The organism is Bacillus sp. PS108 (assembly GCF_037963335.1).
GTDB lineage: Bacteria > Bacillota > Bacilli > Bacillales > Bacillaceae > Bacillus > Bacillus subtilis.
Map to the genome: position 1 here is coordinate 3831500 of NZ_CP150155.1, position 17251 is coordinate 3848750.

Below are 17251 nucleotides of genomic sequence, written 5' to 3' on the forward strand. Positions count from 1 at the left end.
TTTCTAGATAGGAATTATTTTTTCCTTGTCTAGCATCTTTTCACACGGTTACCATTTTAACGCATCAAATATTGAAAGAAAAGGCGCAATGAAGAGCCAATATGCTCTGAATTGTCCGTATTTTTTTATGAGAGCATCCAGTTGTTTATCTTATACAAAAAAGAGGAATGATATAAGCAAATAAATAAAAAATAGGATGTGTTGCATGATGAGTTTTCTTATTTCACTTATCGTCGCTATTATTATCGGATGGCTTGGAAGCCTGTTTGTAAAAGGAGATATGCCCGGAGGAATTATCGGGTCTATGATCGCAGGTCTTATTGGCGCCTGGATCGGACACGGGCTGCTTGGAACATGGGGGCCGCACCTAGCGGGATTTGCCATTATTCCAGCGGTAATTGGCGCAGCCATTGTTGTCTTTCTAGTAAGCCTGTTAACCAGAAAAAGAGGATAAAAGCAGCAGCACCCGAAGCGTCAGCGCTTTGGGTGTTTGTTTTGCCATAAAAATCGAAAAAGCCTCAACCCTAGCGGTTGAGGCTTTTGACTGGTTTGGCGCCCAACTGGTCGATAAACCTTCTGAAGGCTTGTTTTCCTTCTGTTGTCTGTTTAAACACACCGGCGTGTTCAAGAATGCGAGCGAATACATGTCCCAGCTCTTCTTTTATGACTAGATCTGCATTCTCTTTTGTTATGGTTCTTTTTTCCATCATCCGAATAGCCCACTCACTATGTTTTGCCGTGAGCGGATTTTGTTCTAAAGCTGTTTTCGGATCAGCAGAGCATAGCGCCGCTGCCGTTTCTTTCATTTCCTCCTGTAAGCGGCCCGGCAATATCGCCAATCCCATGACCTCAATCAGGCCGATATTTTCTTTTTTAATATGGTGAACTTCCTTATGGGGATGAAATATCCCTAATGGATGCTCCTCATCCGTCCGGTTGTTCCTCAGTACGATATCGAGTTCGTACAAGCCTCCCCTGCGCCGTGCAATCGGTGTGACCGTATTATGGGGCGTATCGCCTGTATAGGCGGCAATGCCGGCTTTTTCATCGGAATACGTCTGCCACGTGCGGAAGATATGGTCAGCAGCTTCGGCGACATGACCCGGTTCGTCTCCTTGGAGCCTGAGCACAGACATCGGCCACTTCACTAAGCCCAGCGACACGCCGGGATAATCGTTTAATTCATAAACGTCTTCCGCTTCTGCACGTGCCATTGGAAAATCATGCGCGCCGCCTTGGAAATGATCATGGCTTAGGATGCTGCCGCCGACAATCGGCAGATCCGCGTTTGAACCGATAAAATAATGCGGATATTGGCCAAGAAATGACAGCAGCCTTTCAAATGTTTTTTTGCTGATCTCCATCGGTTCATGTTCACCTTTTAAGACAATGCAGTGCTCCGGATAATAGACATATGGCGAGAATTGCAGGAACCATTGTTCGTCCTCAAGGATGACCGGAATGATTCTGTGATTTTGCCGGGCTGGATGATTCACGCTTCCCTCGAAGCCGACATTTTCTTTACACAGCAAACACATCGGATAATTTGTCTGTTCCTGCTCTTTTGCAGCCGCAATCGCTTTCGGGTCCTTTTCAGGCTTTGATAGGTTAATGGTCATTTCCAGCTCGCCATATTCGGTCGGCACCGTCCAATGAACATTTTTGGCGATTCTGTCAGTCCGTATATAATAGACATCCTCTGAATATTGATAGAATTCCTTTGTCGCCTGTTTTGGGCCGTATAATGCTTTTGTCTCTTCAAATTTGCGAATGACCTCGGACGGGGCAGGCACAAAACAGCCCATCAGCTTTGCGCTGAGCAGGTCACGGTACGTATCTGTATCCGCTTCCATTCGGCCGGTTTCGGCAGCCCATTTATAGATGGGAGCTAGCAAGTCCGGCAGGCTTTGTGACTGCTTGATGCTGGTGCTGGAGTTCGGCTCGGGATGTGTGATGCCCAGCGCTTCATAAAGACGGTTTCTCGTATATTCCCGATCCCAGATCGAAATCAATTTTCGTTCCAGGCCATACTCAAGCAGCTGTTCCAGATGTTCAATAATACTCATATGTCACTCCCCCTTTAGTTCTCTCGCTCCCTCTCCGATATCCGCGACATAAAAGTCCGCTCGGAGCCCTGTTTTTTCTTGATATCTGTCTCCAACCTTCTGAATAAAATCATCAACGAACTCATCTTTTACAATGCTGATGGTGCAGCCGCCAAAGCCTGCTCCCGTCATTCTTGATCCAATTACACCTTCGTGATCCCATGCCGCAAACACAAGCTCATCAAGTTCAGGGCATGTTACTTCATAGTCATCCTTCAATGAAAGGTGGGATTCCTTCATTAACTGCCCGATTTCATCTATATTGTTCTCTTTGAACATATGGGCCGTCTTAATAGCACGATGATTTTCGTATACAGCGTGCTTTGCCCGGCGTCTGTTCGTTTCATTTTGGATCAGGCTGGAATGCGCATCGAAATCAGAAGGCTTGATGTCGCCCAGTGCGGCAATATCGAGGCCTTTTTTCAGATCAAGCAATGCATTATTGCATTCTTGGCGTCTCGTATTATAGCTGGAGTCAGCCAATGTCCTTTTTTTGTTCGTGTTCGCGATAACCAGCGCGAGGCCTGAGACATTGAGTTTGCTATATTCATAGTCAAGCGTGTCACAGTTCAGCAGCATCGCATGATGTTTTTTCCCCATTCCAATTGCAAATTGGTCCATAATTCCGCAATTGACGCCGATAAAATGGTTTTCCGCATGCTGCGCCATTTTCACAAGCTCAAGCGCATCTACTTCAGGATGAAAATAGCTTTGGAGCACGACCCCCATCAGCAGTTCAATAGAAGCGGAAGACGACAGCCCCGCCCCGTTTGGAATATTCCCTGAAAATACAATGTCAAAGCCATGGGGAACTGCATATCCCCTCTGTTGAAATTCATAAATAACGCCTTTTGGGTAGTTCGCCCAGTCTTCTTCTTTTTGATAGCGAATGTCGTCAAGGCTGCATTCCTTGATCCCCGCGTCTTTAAAGTTGTCTGAATACATCCGGACAACCCCGTCTTTTCTTTCTGCAACAGCAGCATATGTACCCATTGTCAGCGCGCACGGAAAGACATGCCCGCCGTTATAGTCTGTATGTTCTCCAATCAGATTCACTCTTCCAGGTGCGAAAAAAAACCGTAACCCCTCTTTTTCTCCGAATACACTTGCAAATATCCCCTTTAGCTCTTCCCGCATGTGCAATCACCTTTCTGGTTTTTATTTTTTATTCCCCTTATTTCTCCATAGAAAACGGCAGATCATATGCTGCAGTCCTCTCATACACCTTCTTCCTTTGTTTTTTTAAAGACGAGCCATTTGCTCGCAACATAGTTGACGACAACAATGACCGCGTTGTCGAGTATTTTGGCCAAGGTTTCATTTGTATTGAACTGGCCGACAAGAATGATCATCATGCCTAAATCTATGCCGAGAGACAGGACCCGTACGCTGAAAAAAGCAGTGAGCTCTTTCAGCAGGCTCTGCAGATCATGTGTTTTTTGCTGAAACACATATAATTTATTTGTTATGTAAGCAAACAGCACGGACAAAATCCAAGCGGCGACAGTGGCGGCTTTGTAATCCACATTCATGATCTCTACCAATATATAAAAGCTGGCGATATTCACAATGGTTGTGAAAACCCCCATAATGATATACATAATTATTTCTCTATACTTCACTGATGTTCCTCGCTTTCTGAAAAACTTTTCAAAATTCTTGGCCTCTCGTGCTCTCTGTCTAAAGTAAAAAATACCGAAAGTGCGTCTAAAAAGCTGCGGAAGGTGGCTGGCTGGCCCAATACATATGATTGTTTGATGATTCCGTCGAGGACTGCACATATTATTTTAGCCGTATATTCAGGATCAATACAGGCGTCAATCAGCTTTCTCTCCTTCAGCCACTTAATATATAACACATTTTCTTCCACCCACAATTCGTACAGCCGGACATAGGCCTTGCATTTCTTTAAGACTTTATATGTCGGCATGTTCATGGCAAACGAGGTGATGTCCCACGACGGCTTATTTATGTAATAGGAATAAAGCAGTTCTGCAGCGTGTTTTGCAGCCTCGTCCAATGTCAGCGATTTCACTGACTCCCGCTCCATTTGATCAAGATACCCTATAATGATCTTTTTTTTCATCTGACGTTTTTCGAGAAGGTACAGCAGAAAATCGTCCTTGCTGACAAAATGAACATAAAATGCTCCTTTGCTGTACCCGGCGGCTCTGCTGATATCTTCTACAGAAACCGGATCATACGCTCGGTCAATCAACAAATTCACGCCAGCGTCTATAAAACTTTCAAATGTTGCTTCTCTTTTAATTTGAAATTTGTTTTTTTTCATATTTTTCTCCTGGCGGTAATGATTACCCTTATCTTACACCGGATCAATCTTTAGCGGTATTTATTTCTTTGAACAGTTATGCTATTCGGTTTCCCAGGGGTCATTTTTAATAGGCTAAATGATTTATTTTCATTTACATACTATCCAGTCAGTATTTAATTGTTTATTATTATAAATAAGGTCCATTGGTTATATTAGTCATTTTTTTAGGGAATAGGTAGGTGGTTTTTCCTTCAGTTTGTGAACACCGAGCAACTATGTGTGAAATTTGTTGTACTCGCCTCATCATCGCGCTGGCTTGTCTTTTATTGCCCGCATGTTGCAGGAAAACATTTTATACAATTGGAGGTTACTATGAAAACTCATGTTAAAAAAGATTTGGACAAAGGTTGGCATATGTTAATTCAAGAAGCTAGATCCATTGGATTAGGCATTCATGATGTGAGGCAGTTTTTAGAATCTGAGACAGCATCGAGAAAGAAAAACCACAAAAAAACCGTCCGGCAAGACTAGTCCGAACAGGCGGATCTATTTACCTCTGGCTTTTCTATCACCTGATCTGAGTTTTCACCATATCCTCTATTCAAAAGCAAATCGCTGCGCTGAGCTTGAGGACAAACGGTGTGTCAGCTAACTACGACAGACAGCCGGTGATGCGATCACCTCTTGGCACATGCATTGTCATAAAGAGGTGATGCGAACATGATAACCGTGCTCTGGTAAACAGCAGCTTTGCTGAGAACAAGCTGCATTCGGTGAGGTTTTGAAAGCAAACTCGTTTATACACGGCCGAGCTTGAAAACCTTCGCCTGTCTTTAGACCACTGTGTTCACCTCTTCACGACTTCCTTCTTTTTTCATCCTCCAGATATTGTTCAACGCATAAATCGGACTTTCAGTACATACCTATTGGTGTACCTTTTTGCTTACGTTTAGCGAATAAAAGGAGGAAAGCCATGTACAAAGCTGATTATAAACAGATTGCTGCAACGCCGTCTTTTCAAGCTTTTTTAAAGCAGAAACGCGCTTTTATTGTTCCTTCTGCGATTTTCTTTTTTGTTTTTTATTTTTCACTCCCTGTTTTGACATCTTATTTCACCTTTTTGAATGCACCGGCCATTGGAGCTGTTTCATGGGCTTGGCTGTTCGCCATCGCCCAATTCGCTATGACCTGGATACTGAGTACTGTGTATTCCCGGAGAGCCGCCCATTTCGATAAGTATGTAAGCGCTTTAAAAGAGGATCTGAAGGGTGAACAGACATGAATATGACTGCTTTTTTATTATTTTTGGCGATTGTTGGCCTGACGCTTATTATCACGTATTTTGCCGCGAAGCGGACGAAAACGACGAGTGAGTTTTATACGGCGGGCGGCGGGCTCACCGGCGTTCAGAATGGACTGGCAATTGCCGGTGACTACATGTCTGCCGCCTCGTTTCTCGGGATTGCCGGAATGATTGCGTTATATGGATTTGATGGCTTCTTTTACAGCATCGGTTTTCTGGTGGCTTATCTCGTTGTCTTGTACATCGTGGCGGAGCCGCTTCGGAATCTTGGAAAGTACACGATGGCAGACATGATTGCCGCTCGCTTTAAAGAAAAGAAAATCCGCGGTGTCGCGGCTCTCAATACCATTGCCATCTCTACTTTTTATATGATCGCCCAGCTCGTGGGGGCGGGCGCGCTGATCAAACTGCTTCTAGGGCTGGATTATACCGCGGCTGTCCTCATCGTCGGAGTGCTGATGACCATTTATGTCGTGTTTGGCGGCATGATCGCGACAAGCTGGGTTCAAATTATTAAAGCCGTTTTGCTGATGGCCGGGACACTCGTGATTTCGATTATCGTGTTTTCGAAATTCGGCTTTAGCCTTAATACCATGTTTGAACAGATGAAAACGGCTACTCCGCTGGGCGCTGATTTTTTGAACCCCGGAAATAAATACAAGGTACCGCTTGAGACCTTGTCGTTAAACTTGGCACTCGTGCTGGGAACCGCCGGGCTTCCGCATATATTGATCCGGTTTTATACCGTTAAGGATGCCAAGACGGCCCGTACATCCGTTGTGTCAGCGACATGGATTATCGGTGTGTTTTACATTATGACGGTATTTCTCGGCTTTGGTGCCGCGGCATTTGTCGGTTTTGACGCGATTACGGCGGCTGATCAAGCGGGAAATATGGCGGCTCCGCTTTTAGCAAAAGCACTCGGAGGAGACTTTCTGTTCGCGTTTGTGTCAGCCATCGCCTTTGCCACCATTTTGGCTGTCGTGACAGGGTTGGTGCTGTCTGCCGCCTCAGCATTTGCCCATGATATTTACAGCCAGATCATCAGAAAGGGAGAAGCAACTGAAAAAGAACAGATGAAAGCGGCCAGATGGGCTTCTGTCGCCGTGTCAGTGCTCTCGATTCTCCTTGCGATTTTTGCACAATCCTTAAATGTGGCGTTCCTTGTTGCACTCGCGTTTGCGGTAGCCGCCAGCGCAAACCTTCCGCTGATTGTGTTTACAGTCTTCTGGAAACGATTCAATCCCTCAGGCGCTTTATGGGGCAGCCTGACAGGCCTGATCAGCGCGCTTGTGCTGGTGTCGATGAGCCCTAGTGTGTGGGACCCGGCCGGAGGTGCTATTTTTACCGGTGATCCGCTCATTCCGCTGTCTAATCCAGGGATTATTTCCATCCCGCTCGGCTTCCTCGGCGCGTGGCTCGGAACGGTGCTGTCGTCTGATAAAACAATTGATGAAGATACGTTTGCGGAAATACAGGTGAAGGCGCATACTGGCGTCCATATGGAACAGGAATAAAAAAAGCTCTCTTTATCGAGAGCTTTTTCCTTACTTTTTCTTCTGCTCGTCAGAAATCGCTTTTTCAAATACATCCTTGCCGGCAGCACCCGGAATTACAGTGTCACCGATAATAAAGGTTGGAACGGCTGTGATGTCAGCCTCTTCATAGGCGTGCTTCAAGGCTTGGCGCTGCACGTCCTGATATGTTCTTATTTCCAGTGCTGATTTGAATGATGCACCGTCTAATCCCACTTCCTCGGCGAGCTTCGTCAAGATGTCAATGTCGCCGATATTTTGGCCCTCTTGGAAAAATGCCTGAAAGACACGGGTGTTGTATTCATGTCCTTTATTGTATTCCTTCGCAAAATGGAAGCCTTCAAACGCGAGGTCTGTATACGGATGGGGCGAGACGTTTGGAAAATTGATCTCGACTCCTAATTTCTCCGCCATTGGCTGAATTGATGTCTGCCACATGTACTGTTTGGAAGGATCATTGACCGGATCAAGCTGAGGAGATGGGCTTGGGCGCAGTTCAAACGGCATCCACTCGACTTCAACATCCTTTCCTTTTATCGCTTCTTCAAAAGCGGCTTTTCCAACAAAACAAAATGGGCAGACGTAATCTGAATAAACTTTAATGTGTACTGTCATGATAATCTCCTTTCGTATAAATTGATTTTAAACTGTAACAATTAAAGTTACAACTGTTTTTTAAATAAAGAAGCCGATAAGGCTTCTTTCAGATTGTTGACAAAATCCTAAAAAGTTTTAGGATTTTGTCATCCTTTCAGCGTGATTGAAAACCCTTGAAGTCTAGGAAAGCCGAGCATTGGAGCGGAGCGAATGCTCTAATTCGTGAGCATCAACGCACAGGCTTGACAACGAATGCGAGGGTTTGTCGACACGCTGAAAGAAGCCTGTAAAGGCTTCTTTTATGATTCCAGCAAACGCTGGGCAATATATTCTCCTTTTTTGCAGCCGCCTGGGCATGCGTATAAAGCAGAACCGATTGTTTGTGTATATTCGTTTAACGCATCCTTTGCTGAAAGAGCCTTCAGCATCGGGATAAACTGATTGTCGGGATTTTTTTGAAAACTGATAAACAGAAGACCTGCATCCATATAGCCGGTTTTCGGATCAAGCCCTTCTGTGTAAGAGAAAGCTCTTCTCAAAATTTGTTTTCCCGTAGATTTCGCTAGACTGACGTGTGAATTAGACGGAATTTGATTCAACTTAACGGGATCTGTTTCCTTTTTCTGCCCAAAAGGCGCCCCCGAGCTTTTTCTGCGGCCGAAGGTATCCTCTTGGTCCTTGAGGGAAGAGCGGTCCCATATCTCAAGGAACATTTTGATTTTCCGAAAAGCCATATAGGTGCCGCCCGTCATCCAGTCAGGCTCACCAGACTGAATCCACACGATCGAGTTCATCAACGTGTCATCCTTCGTGCTCTGGTTGCCTGTTCCATCTTTAAACCCGAAGAGATTGCGCGGTGTTTCGCCATTTTTTCCTCCGCTTAAAAAGCCTTTGTTCACAAAGCGGACCTCACAAGTGCCGACCGCTTGATTTAGCAGGTTACGCAGCGCGTGAAACGCCACTTGCTCGTCGTCTGCACATACTTGAATGCAGATGTCCCCGCCTCCCTGCTTTTCATCCAGGTTGTCATTGGGCATCGCTGGAAGAGCGGCTAGGTGCTTCGGCTTTTTGCTTTTCAGCCCGAAGCGGTCCTTTCCGTCTTTTTCAAAAAAGCCAGGCCCAAATCCGAATGTGACCGTTAAGTTGGAAGGGGATAAATCAGCAGACTCACCTGTATCCTGCGGCGGCAGATACTGATTTCTCTGCTCAGCTGACATTTTCTTGCCAGACGTCAGCATCTGTGTGAGACTTGTCCAGTTTCTAAATAACGTAATGATGTCGCTTTTGTCTTTTGCTGTTACATCCAGTGCAGCAAAATAGACATACGTCTGATGGGCAGTTGTGATTCCGGCCTGATGCTTTCCGTAAAACGGAACGACCTGATCATCCTCTTTTTCATCCTTTTTCGATGACTTGGCCGCGGTCTGCACAAGCGGAGCGAGTCCGCCGAGTCCGCTGGCACCGATCGCAACGGCTGCCCCCGCCATCGCTCCCCATTTTAAAATGTCCCGTCTGTGAATTTGTTCTGGCTTTTTTTGTTCATCACTCATGCTGTTACAAAACTCCTTTTATAGCACATTCGCAATCTTCGACATGGTTTCAGAAAGAGTCGTCAGCTTTGTGCTCAGCTCTCTGATTTGCTTTTCACTTAATTTATCATAAGACGTATAGGACTGATCATTTGTTTTGTATTTTGCCATTAAAACTTCAAATTCGCTGAACTCCGTATCCAGTTTTTCCGTCAAGTCGGAGTGATCTTTTACAAGCGCGCTTTTCACTGTTTGATAAACGGCTTCGGAGCCTTTCACATTTGCCATAAGGTCAACTAAATCAATCCGTGAGTAGCGCTCTTCTTCTCCCGTGATTTTCGAAATTCCGGCTTCGTTCAGAAGCTCCATCGCGCCTGCTACAATTTGTTCAGGGGTTAATTTCAGTGATTGAATTGAACCGTCAAGCTCTTTTACATCTTTGAGAAGCTGGTCAGCTGTTGCCTTTTCCCCGGAAATATCTTGATCCTTCCAAATGGCCTTCTCAAGCTTATGGAAGCCTGTCCATTTGTCTCCTTCTTCAACATCGTTTTCTCGTGCATCAATTTTCGGGTCAAGATCTCCAAGGCTTTCAGCGATCGGTTCGATACGCTCGTAATAAACACGCGCTTTCGCATATAACGTTTTAGATTTTTCGATATCGCCGGATTTTACAGCGCTTGTAAATGCTTCAGTCGCTTTGACAAGCTGGCCACTCTGCTTTTTGACATAGCCTTTATACTCATCCGCTGCTTTTGCCAGCTGATCGCTAGCCTTTTGGCCGCTCTTCTTCGCTTCTGTCAGGTCTTCTAAGGACGCTTTCAGTGACTCGGATTCTGTCTTGATTTTTGCTGTATCCGGTTTGTCTTTTTGCGCTTCTGTGTAGATTGGCTGAAGATGCTTTTCGATTTCTGTATATTCGAATGGATAGTCGCTGCGAATATCATTTTCAAAGGAAAGCCAGTAGCTGTTTAACTCTTTCCCCTTCTTTTCAATCTCTTTTTGGTCTCCTTTTTCCGCTGAGTCATTCAGCTTAGAAATGATGGTTTCCATTTTATTTACGGATGCGGTGATTTCTTTAGTGACCCCGCTTTTTTCAGATGAAGCTTTTTCTTTAGTTGAAGATGTGTCATTGGCTCCGCAGCCTGCGCACAGCGCAAGGATGCATCCGGCTGATACAGCGATTTTTGTGAAATTCATTTCGTCAGTTCCTTTCCGTTTGTAAAATGTTTTGCCGCTTCTGAAACAAGCGCAATCAGTAAAAAGAGTAAAATCAACATTTGCGGAATCGTGCTGTACACAGACGGATAAATGCCTAGCACCGATACAGACGGCAGCCAGCTTTCTGCATCAGACGGAAGAATGCCCGCCAGTTGAAGGCTGTGAACGCCGGTTCCGAGAAATTTCACGCACATATACAGGACAACCGCCATTGATAGAAGAAAAAACGGCTTCAATGGAATGCGCATTCCGAGCTTGATCATCAGAACACCGACGATGACGAGAACGATAAGCCCTGCGGCAGTTCCGCCGATCAGTTCAGTGAGCGGAAGCTTCCCGACAAGCCCGATGAAAAAGATGACCGTTTCGAGACCTTCTCTTACAACTGCCAGAAATGCAATGAGCGCAAAGGAAAGCAGGCTTCGTTTTTTTAGTGCCTGTGACTTCTGGATATTGATTTTTTCTCTCCATTTATCCATTGAGGCGTTTCTGTGCAGCCACACCCCGACATACAAAAGCATGACAGCGGACAGTACGCCGGTAACGCCGCCAAGCAAGAAATTGTTTTCTCCGAATACACTGGAAGAGAACAGAACCGTGACACCGATGCCGGCTGCTAAGGAAACAGCCATGCCGGCGGACGCCCCACCCCAGATCCATGTCGAGGAACGCGTAACCCGCGCTTTTTTTGTCATGGTTAATAGCGCTCCGATGACAAGGAGGGCCTCCATTCCTTCACGAATCGGGATCAGCGCCGCATCCCACCAGCTGTAGCTGCTTGAAGCGATCGGCTCGAGCAATTGAATCATTTCGTCAATTTGCTTTGATACCTTTTCAGGATGGCTGCCGATCTCCGCCTTCATCAGTGCCAGATTTTCCTCCGATGTCGTATAGGCTTCTTTCGATTGGGACACGACGTCTCCCTCAACGGCGAGCCAGGATGTAACTAAATTGTCGATTGCGGATGACGCTTCATCCAATTGTTTTTTTTCTATGAACTGTTTTGTGTCTTTCAAGCTTTGTATATAGGCTGTTAAGGACGCCCTTGATTGACCTGAGGTTGTCTTTTTCAGCACGACAGCCTGCTGATAGGTTTCTAAATGAGACGAAAGCTCTTCAAGCTGTGTTTTGAGCTTGCCTGCGTCTTTATTGATAAAAGAAAGAGAAATCATTGCGATATTCGCGTCCATTTCGCTGTGAGAAGAAAGGTTTTCCTTCTTAATAGAAGGTTCTTCTTTTTTCCACTTCGCCTTGAAGGTTTCAAACGTTTGTTGTGCCGAGTCTATATCTCCGTCTTGTACGGATTTGATCATTTGCTTGTTTAATTGAATTAATGCGGCGATCGGATCATCTTCCGCATGTGCCGCAGAACCGAAAACCATCAACAAGCTGAATAAAATAAGTGCCAGCCCCCGAGCCATCATGTTCCTCCTATAATTGAAAATGATTATCATTGTATAACATAATCATAGCCAGTTCCTGTCCTTTGTCAATTAAAATTTGAAGGTCTGAAAACCTTGATGGACAGCAAAAAAGCTGTCCTTTTACAGAACAGCCTTTTGAAGGAAGATGAACGATTATCTTTCTGTTTTATATGTTTGAATTTCCTCACGAAACTTGCGTGCAGCACTCTCAGGATCTTCCGCCTGACTGATGGCGCTGATCATACTGACGCCATCGGCCCCCGCTTGGATAACAGGTGCGGCATTTTCTATTGTGATGCCGCCGATGCCGACAATTGGAATGCTGATGCCTTGGCGGCGCACTGCTTCGATAAGAGATACACCCTGTACCGCTCTTGTATCCTTTTTCGTTTCAGTCGGATAGATCGGCCCAAGCCCGACATAATCGGCTCCGTCTTCTTCAGCTTGCTTCACCTCAGACATCGTATGGGCAGAAACGCCGAGAATCATATCACCTATGGCAGCTCTTACCTCTTTCGCATTTGCGTCTTCCTGGCCGATGTGGATACCGTCAGCTTTCAGCTTCAGAGCCAATTCCACATCATCATTGACAATGAACGGAATACCAGCTTCACGGCAAGCTGCCTGCGCTTTTTCAGCAAATTCAATCCGAGCCTCTCCTGTCAGCGCATCCCCGCCTTTTTCACGGAACTGGTACAGGGTGGCACCGCCTTTTAACGCTTTTTGTACAACTGTAACAGGGTCGGCTTTCGTATTGTTTGACCCCATAATGAAGTATACAGATAATAACTCTTTCATCATTTCCCGAGAAATACGAGTCATGAGACAGTCACCCTTTCTATAGTCGCCCATTCTTGGACGTCTTGTTCAGTAACAGTTGAAAGCTTGTTCAGCAATTCAATCTGAAAGCTTCCAGGGCCTTGGTCAGCCGTCTGCTGTGCGGCAAGCTGAGCGGCGACCCCATACGAAGAAATGGCCGCAATAGCAGCAAACAATGGATTTTCTTCCACAGCGCAAAACGCACCGACGACGGAAGTCAGCAGGCAACCGGCACCTGTCACTTTTGTCAGCAGCTTGTGGCCGTTATGAAGGGTGTATACATGTGACGTGTCGGCTATGACATCAACTTCACCAGTTATCGCAATGACCGTTTTTAGCTTTTGTGCCGCCTGCTGAGCCAGCCGGATGATGTCGCCTCCGCCTTCACCCGCATCAACACCTTTGATCAGCCAATCGGTCACGCCGACGGTATGGGCAATTTCCGCCGCATTTCCTCTGATTGCAGCAAGGCACACCTCACGAATGATGTCACGTGCCGATTCAGTGCGGAACGGTGTTGCTCCGGCACCGACAGGATCAAGAATGACGGGAACGCCATGTTCATTGGCTGATTTTCCCGCGATGATCATCGCTTCGACTGACTCCTTGCTCAGCGTCCCGATATTTAAAACGAGTGCACCCGCAATCTTCGCCATATCGGCGACCTCTTCTTTTGCGTACGCCATTACGGGCGATGCGCCGAGCGCGAGCAGGCCGTTTGCTGTGAAATTCGTTACGACATTGTTGGTTATGCTATGCACCAGTGGGCTGTGCCGGCGGACAGCAGTAAGACATTTTGCTGCTGATTGTGCATCCATGTTTGCATCATCCTTTACTATCTTTTTTCGGGTCCCATAAATACGATTTCGTATGTTCGAGCCAAGCTCTGGCGGCAAACGACAAGTACCGGTCCTTTCTCCAAATAATGGCGAGGTGCCAAGGGATGACCGGATCGACAAGCGGAATGACTTTCACTTTTTCCGGGTCAAGGCCGCGGCAGATCCGTTCCGGCAAAAGCCCGATCCCAAGGTTTGCTGATACCATCTCACTGATAAAATCCCATTGTGATGTTTCATAAATGATATGGGGCCGGAACCCAGCCTTGATACATTCCGTCATAATTCGGTTGTGCAGGACAAAATCCTCTCTGAAGAAAATAAAAGGCTCGTCCTTCAACTCACGCAGCTGACATTCTTTCTCATCAGCCAGCCGGTGGGAAGGGTGAACGACAAGCATTAAGGTTTCTTTTACGATTGTAAACGAATGAAAGATATCTTCGTTTGCGGGAAGGACCACAACGCCGATATCAAGAGAGCCGTCCCCGACACCTTCTTGGACTTTTATAGAACCGTCTTCGACTAGCTGAAAGGTGACATTCGGATAGTTTTCACGGAAATCGCCGAGCACTCTGGGGAAAAACCCCGATCCGATCATCGGCGGCAGTCCAATCCGTACGTGCCCTTTCTTGACTTCCATAATATCATTTAATTCTGACGTCAGGTTTTGAAATGATTTAATGATTTCCTGCGCCTGCACATACATGCTATGACCGGCATCAGTCAGTTCCACCTGCCTGCCGTTTCGGTAAAACAGTTCAATTCCGAGCTCTTCTTCTAAATTTTTGATCATTTTTGATATCGTCGGCTGAGATACATAAAGGGATTGGGAAGCCTTCGTAAAACTTTTTAAACGGGCGACTTCCAAGAAATATGTTAAATGGCGGATATCCATGTGCTTCACCCTTTCTATAGACAAAAGGAATACTTCTTATTCTTAATATATATTTTACCTATAGCGAGACCTTATGTACAATAAGTATATAAGGGAGGCATCAATATGAAAAAACTGTTGCTAACCGTTATTCAAATCGCTCTGTTATTTATATTTGCTCGGCTGATTAATTGGGTGACAGCCCTTCTTCATATAAATATTCCCGGCAGTATAATAGGGATTGTGATTCTTTTCACATTATTGCACTTTAACATTATCAAGCTTGAATGGATCGAGCTTGGTGCAGCGTGGCTTCTCGGGGAGCTGCTTTTATTTTTTATCCCGTCTGCCGTCGGAGTGATTGAATACGGAGACATTATGTCGAAATTTGGTGTCAGCATTCTGCTTGTTGTCATCATCAGCACGTTTGTCGTGATGGTGTCTACAGGAACGCTTACACAACTCATTGCAAAGAGAAAGGAGAAAAAGCATACGTGTTCATCGGAATTGTAAGTTTGTTTTTAACGGTTTTGGTGTATTTAGGAGCAAAAAAGGTATATCAACGCTTTCCGCGTGTTTATACGTCGCCGCTATTGGTGACGCCCGCTGTGTTAGTCGGTCTGCTGCTGCTGGTGAATGTCCCGTACGAGTCCTATAATCTCGGCGGCGGATTGCTGACCGATATGCTACAGCCGGCCACCGTGGCATTCGCGATCCCGCTATATAAATATTTCCCTGTTTTAAAGAAATACGCAGTGGAAATTATTTTGAATGTGGCCGTCGGTTCATGCATCGCGATTATTTCTACCGCTCTTATTGCGAAATGGCTTCACCTCGGCACCGGCTTAATTGACAGCCTCGTCCCGAGATCAGTGACAACGCCGATCGCGATGAACGTATCTGAAATGATCGGCGGAATGCCTGCCGTCACAGCCGTGTTTGTGATTTTAACCGCTTTGCTCGGCACAGTGATCGGCCCGATGGTCATCCGCTATTTCCGTATTGATAACGAAATCGCGCGGGGCGTGCTGCTCGGCACAAGCGCACACGGAGCGGGAACGTCAAAGGCATTTGAGCTCAGCTCTGTGTCCGGCACGATTTCAAGCGTATCGATGATCTTAGCTGCGATTATGACGCTTTGCGCGGCGCCGTTTTTACTTTCATTTATGTAAAAAACTGTCCTCTCGAGGGCAGTTTTTTTATGTGCTTCCCCTTATTGAAAAGCTCGCAAATTACAATATAATGTAATTTGTGGATACCAAAGGAGGCACCTTGATGCACAACTTGCAGGTGAGACGGCATTATGCCGCGTTAAAAGGATTTTATTTGTTTGCTTTTCTCGGTACGGGCAGCATGATTCCCTTACTCAGTATGTATTTAACGAAGGAACAGCATTTAAGCGGATCACAGGTCGGCTTGATCATGTCGCTGGGCCCGATTGTGATGATTTTCTTTCAGCCGTTTTGGGGCATGCTCAGCGACTATACGCAAAAAACGAAAGGCCTGCTGGCGGTTTGCACATCAATCACAGGCATCATTGGATTAGCCTATATTGCATTTGACAGTTTCCCTCTGTTTATTTTGATTGCGGCCTGTTTTGCAGCCTTTCAAAGCACGATTATTCCACTTTCGGACAGCATTTCACTAAGGTACACACAAGAAACAAACGGCAATTATGGCGGAATCCGCCTGTTTGGTTCTCTCGGCTTCGGTGTCGCGGTGTTTGCCATGGGACAGGTGACGAACCAGCTGTACCCCATTCACGTGATCTTTATCTTTGGCTGTGCCTTTCTGTGCATTGCCGCCATATTGGCTTCACAAATGCCCGGCCAGCAGAAAACAAAAACAAAGGTCAATATCCGCAAAGGATTCCGGGAGCTTATCAGCAACAAAACTTTCCTCATCTTTATGATCATCACCTTTACGACATTTGCTCCAAACTTAGCGAACAATACGTATTTCAGTCTTTTTCTGGACAAAAGCGGCGCGTCTCTTTCCGCTATCGGCATTTTATTTTTCATCGGCGTGATTTCAGAAATACCATTTATGCGGTTTGCCCAAACATTTATAGATAAAATGGGGCTGCTCAACGTCATTATGCTGTCAGGCGGAGTCTCATTATTCAGGTGGGCGCTCTATTTCACGGCGCCTTCACTATGGATCATATATGCGACGGTCTTTCTTCAGGGAGTGGCCATCGGTTTATTTATCCCGGCGGCGCTTCAATATGTGAAAAAGATTACCCCAAGACACGTTGAAGCGACGGCGCTGACCATGTACGCCGCCATTGGCAACGGGTTCGGCAACTGGTTCTGCACATTTGCAGGCGGGTACATTTTTGACTACGTGTCGATTTTCGCAGTCTACTTGCTTTTTGGCATTCTGAGCATAGCAGGCTTTGGCCTGACATTATATTTAATGAAGGCTGAAAAAAACAAACATACACTTCATCAGCCGGCTGTTACTTTTAAACCATAATGACTATAATGAACAAAAGAAAGGATGTGCGTTATGAACGGGCAAGAGCGAAACAGCATTTCGAAAGGGTTGCAGGTTGATATTGTATTGAAAGCAGATCAAAAAACAGGAAAACTGACGAGAGGGACAGTGAAGGATATTTTGACGAAATCAAACTTTCATCCGCATGGCATTAAAGTCCGTCTTGAAGATGGCCGCATTGGCCGCGTCCAGCAGATCATTTCTACATAAAAAAAGCTGCCCCTGAACAGGGCAGCTTTT

19 protein-coding genes are annotated in these 17251 nt (G+C 45.8%); 8 read left to right on the plus strand and 11 right to left on the minus strand.

The window, feature by feature from the left end; all coding sequences use genetic code 11:
* Positions 1-208: 208 nt before the first annotated feature.
* Positions 209-454, plus strand: a complete 246-nt coding sequence (locus NSQ16_RS19910) for a GlsB/YeaQ/YmgE family stress response membrane protein (protein ID WP_009968363.1) — start codon at positions 209-211, stop codon at positions 452-454.
* A gap of 70 nt (positions 455-524) precedes the next feature.
* Here NSQ16_RS19910 and galT read toward each other — a convergent pair whose 3' ends face one another.
* The 4 genes from galT to slrC form a co-directional block, all read right to left on the minus strand.
* Positions 525-2066 (minus strand): UDP-glucose--hexose-1-phosphate uridylyltransferase, encoded by a 1542-nt coding sequence (gene galT / locus NSQ16_RS19915; RefSeq protein ID WP_087614791.1) that lies wholly within the window; start codon positions 2064-2066, stop codon positions 525-527.
* 3 nt (positions 2067-2069) lie between these two features.
* Positions 2070-3242, minus strand: a complete 1173-nt coding sequence (locus tag NSQ16_RS19920; RefSeq protein ID WP_110109521.1) for a galactokinase — start codon at positions 3240-3242, stop codon at positions 2070-2072.
* A gap of 80 nt (positions 3243-3322) precedes the next feature.
* The gene (locus NSQ16_RS19925; protein ID WP_003227398.1) at positions 3323-3706 is read right to left on the minus strand and encodes a GtrA family protein; all 384 of its coding nucleotides are present in this window, start codon (positions 3704-3706) and stop codon (positions 3323-3325) included.
* Positions 3707-3723: 17 nt separating this feature from the next.
* Positions 3724-4395: a transcriptional regulator SlrC gene (gene slrC, locus NSQ16_RS19930; protein ID WP_003227396.1), complete on the minus strand. Its 672-nt coding sequence runs from the start codon at positions 4393-4395 to the stop codon at positions 3724-3726.
* A 354-nt stretch (positions 4396-4749) separates the two neighbouring features.
* On the opposite strand from slrC, the gene slrA reads away from it, so the two are divergent.
* The 3 genes from slrA (at position 4750) to NSQ16_RS19945 (ending at position 7197) form a co-directional block, all read left to right on the plus strand.
* Complete coding sequence (gene slrA, locus NSQ16_RS19935; protein ID WP_003243648.1) at positions 4750-4908, plus strand: transcriptional regulator SlrA; 159 nt, start codon at positions 4750-4752, stop codon at positions 4906-4908.
* Positions 4909-5350: 442 nt separating this feature from the next.
* Entirely contained in the window at positions 5351-5659 is a 309-nt protein-coding gene (locus NSQ16_RS19940; protein WP_003227392.1) for a DUF485 domain-containing protein, read from the plus strand.
* On the plus strand, positions 5656-7197 hold the full coding sequence (locus tag NSQ16_RS19945; protein ID WP_029726201.1) for a cation acetate symporter: 1542 nt from the start codon (positions 5656-5658) through the stop codon (positions 7195-7197). Before NSQ16_RS19940 ends, NSQ16_RS19945 begins: the two co-directional genes overlap by 4 nt.
* A 30-nt stretch (positions 7198-7227) precedes the next feature.
* On the opposite strand, the gene NSQ16_RS19950 is transcribed toward NSQ16_RS19945, so the two are convergent.
* From NSQ16_RS19950 to NSQ16_RS19980, 7 genes are all read right to left on the minus strand, one after another.
* Positions 7228-7830 (minus strand): DsbA family protein, encoded by a 603-nt coding sequence (locus NSQ16_RS19950; protein WP_124059396.1) that lies wholly within the window; start codon positions 7828-7830, stop codon positions 7228-7230.
* A gap of 281 nt (positions 7831-8111) precedes the next feature.
* On the minus strand, positions 8112-9362 hold the full coding sequence (efeB, locus tag NSQ16_RS19955) for an iron uptake transporter deferrochelatase/peroxidase subunit (RefSeq protein ID WP_230488735.1): 1251 nt from the start codon (positions 9360-9362) through the stop codon (positions 8112-8114).
* An 18-nt stretch (positions 9363-9380) separates the two neighbouring features.
* Positions 9381-10538: an iron uptake system protein EfeO gene (gene efeM / locus NSQ16_RS19960; protein ID WP_230488734.1), complete on the minus strand. Its 1158-nt coding sequence runs from the start codon at positions 10536-10538 to the stop codon at positions 9381-9383.
* Positions 10535-11980: a ferrous ion permease EfeU gene (gene efeU, locus NSQ16_RS19965; RefSeq protein ID WP_327836292.1), complete on the minus strand. Its 1446-nt coding sequence runs from the start codon at positions 11978-11980 to the stop codon at positions 10535-10537. The genes efeM and efeU overlap by 4 nt, the downstream gene beginning before the upstream one ends.
* 156 nt (positions 11981-12136) lie before the next feature.
* Positions 12137-12805: a thiamine phosphate synthase gene (gene thiE, locus NSQ16_RS19970; RefSeq protein ID WP_174222806.1), complete on the minus strand. Its 669-nt coding sequence runs from the start codon at positions 12803-12805 to the stop codon at positions 12137-12139.
* Positions 12802-13620, minus strand: a complete 819-nt coding sequence (gene thiM / locus NSQ16_RS19975) for a hydroxyethylthiazole kinase (RefSeq protein ID WP_230488732.1) — start codon at positions 13618-13620, stop codon at positions 12802-12804. The genes thiE and thiM overlap by 4 nt, the downstream gene beginning before the upstream one ends.
* Positions 13621-13627: 7 nt before the next feature.
* Complete coding sequence (locus tag NSQ16_RS19980) at positions 13628-14533, minus strand: LysR family transcriptional regulator (protein ID WP_003227377.1); 906 nt, start codon at positions 14531-14533, stop codon at positions 13628-13630.
* Between the two features lie 105 nt (positions 14534-14638).
* Here NSQ16_RS19980 and NSQ16_RS19985 point away from each other — a divergent pair, with 105 nt between their 5' ends.
* The 4 genes from NSQ16_RS19985 to NSQ16_RS20000 all read left to right on the plus strand — a co-directional run bounded on the left by NSQ16_RS19985 (position 14639) and on the right by NSQ16_RS20000 (position 17221).
* Entirely contained in the window at positions 14639-15025 is a 387-nt protein-coding gene (locus NSQ16_RS19985) for a CidA/LrgA family holin-like protein (protein WP_003227375.1), read from the plus strand.
* Positions 15007-15684, plus strand: coding sequence for a CidB/LrgB family autolysis modulator (locus tag NSQ16_RS19990; protein WP_003227371.1), 678 nt, complete (start codon positions 15007-15009; stop codon positions 15682-15684). The genes NSQ16_RS19985 and NSQ16_RS19990 overlap by 19 nt, the downstream gene beginning before the upstream one ends.
* Before the next feature lie 103 nt (positions 15685-15787).
* Entirely contained in the window at positions 15788-16990 is a 1203-nt protein-coding gene (locus NSQ16_RS19995; RefSeq protein ID WP_015250930.1) for a major facilitator superfamily domain-containing protein 6, read from the plus strand.
* Between the two features lie 33 nt (positions 16991-17023).
* Complete coding sequence (locus tag NSQ16_RS20000) at positions 17024-17221, plus strand: YwbE family protein (protein WP_003227367.1); 198 nt, start codon at positions 17024-17026, stop codon at positions 17219-17221.
* Positions 17222-17251 lie beyond the last annotated feature (30 nt).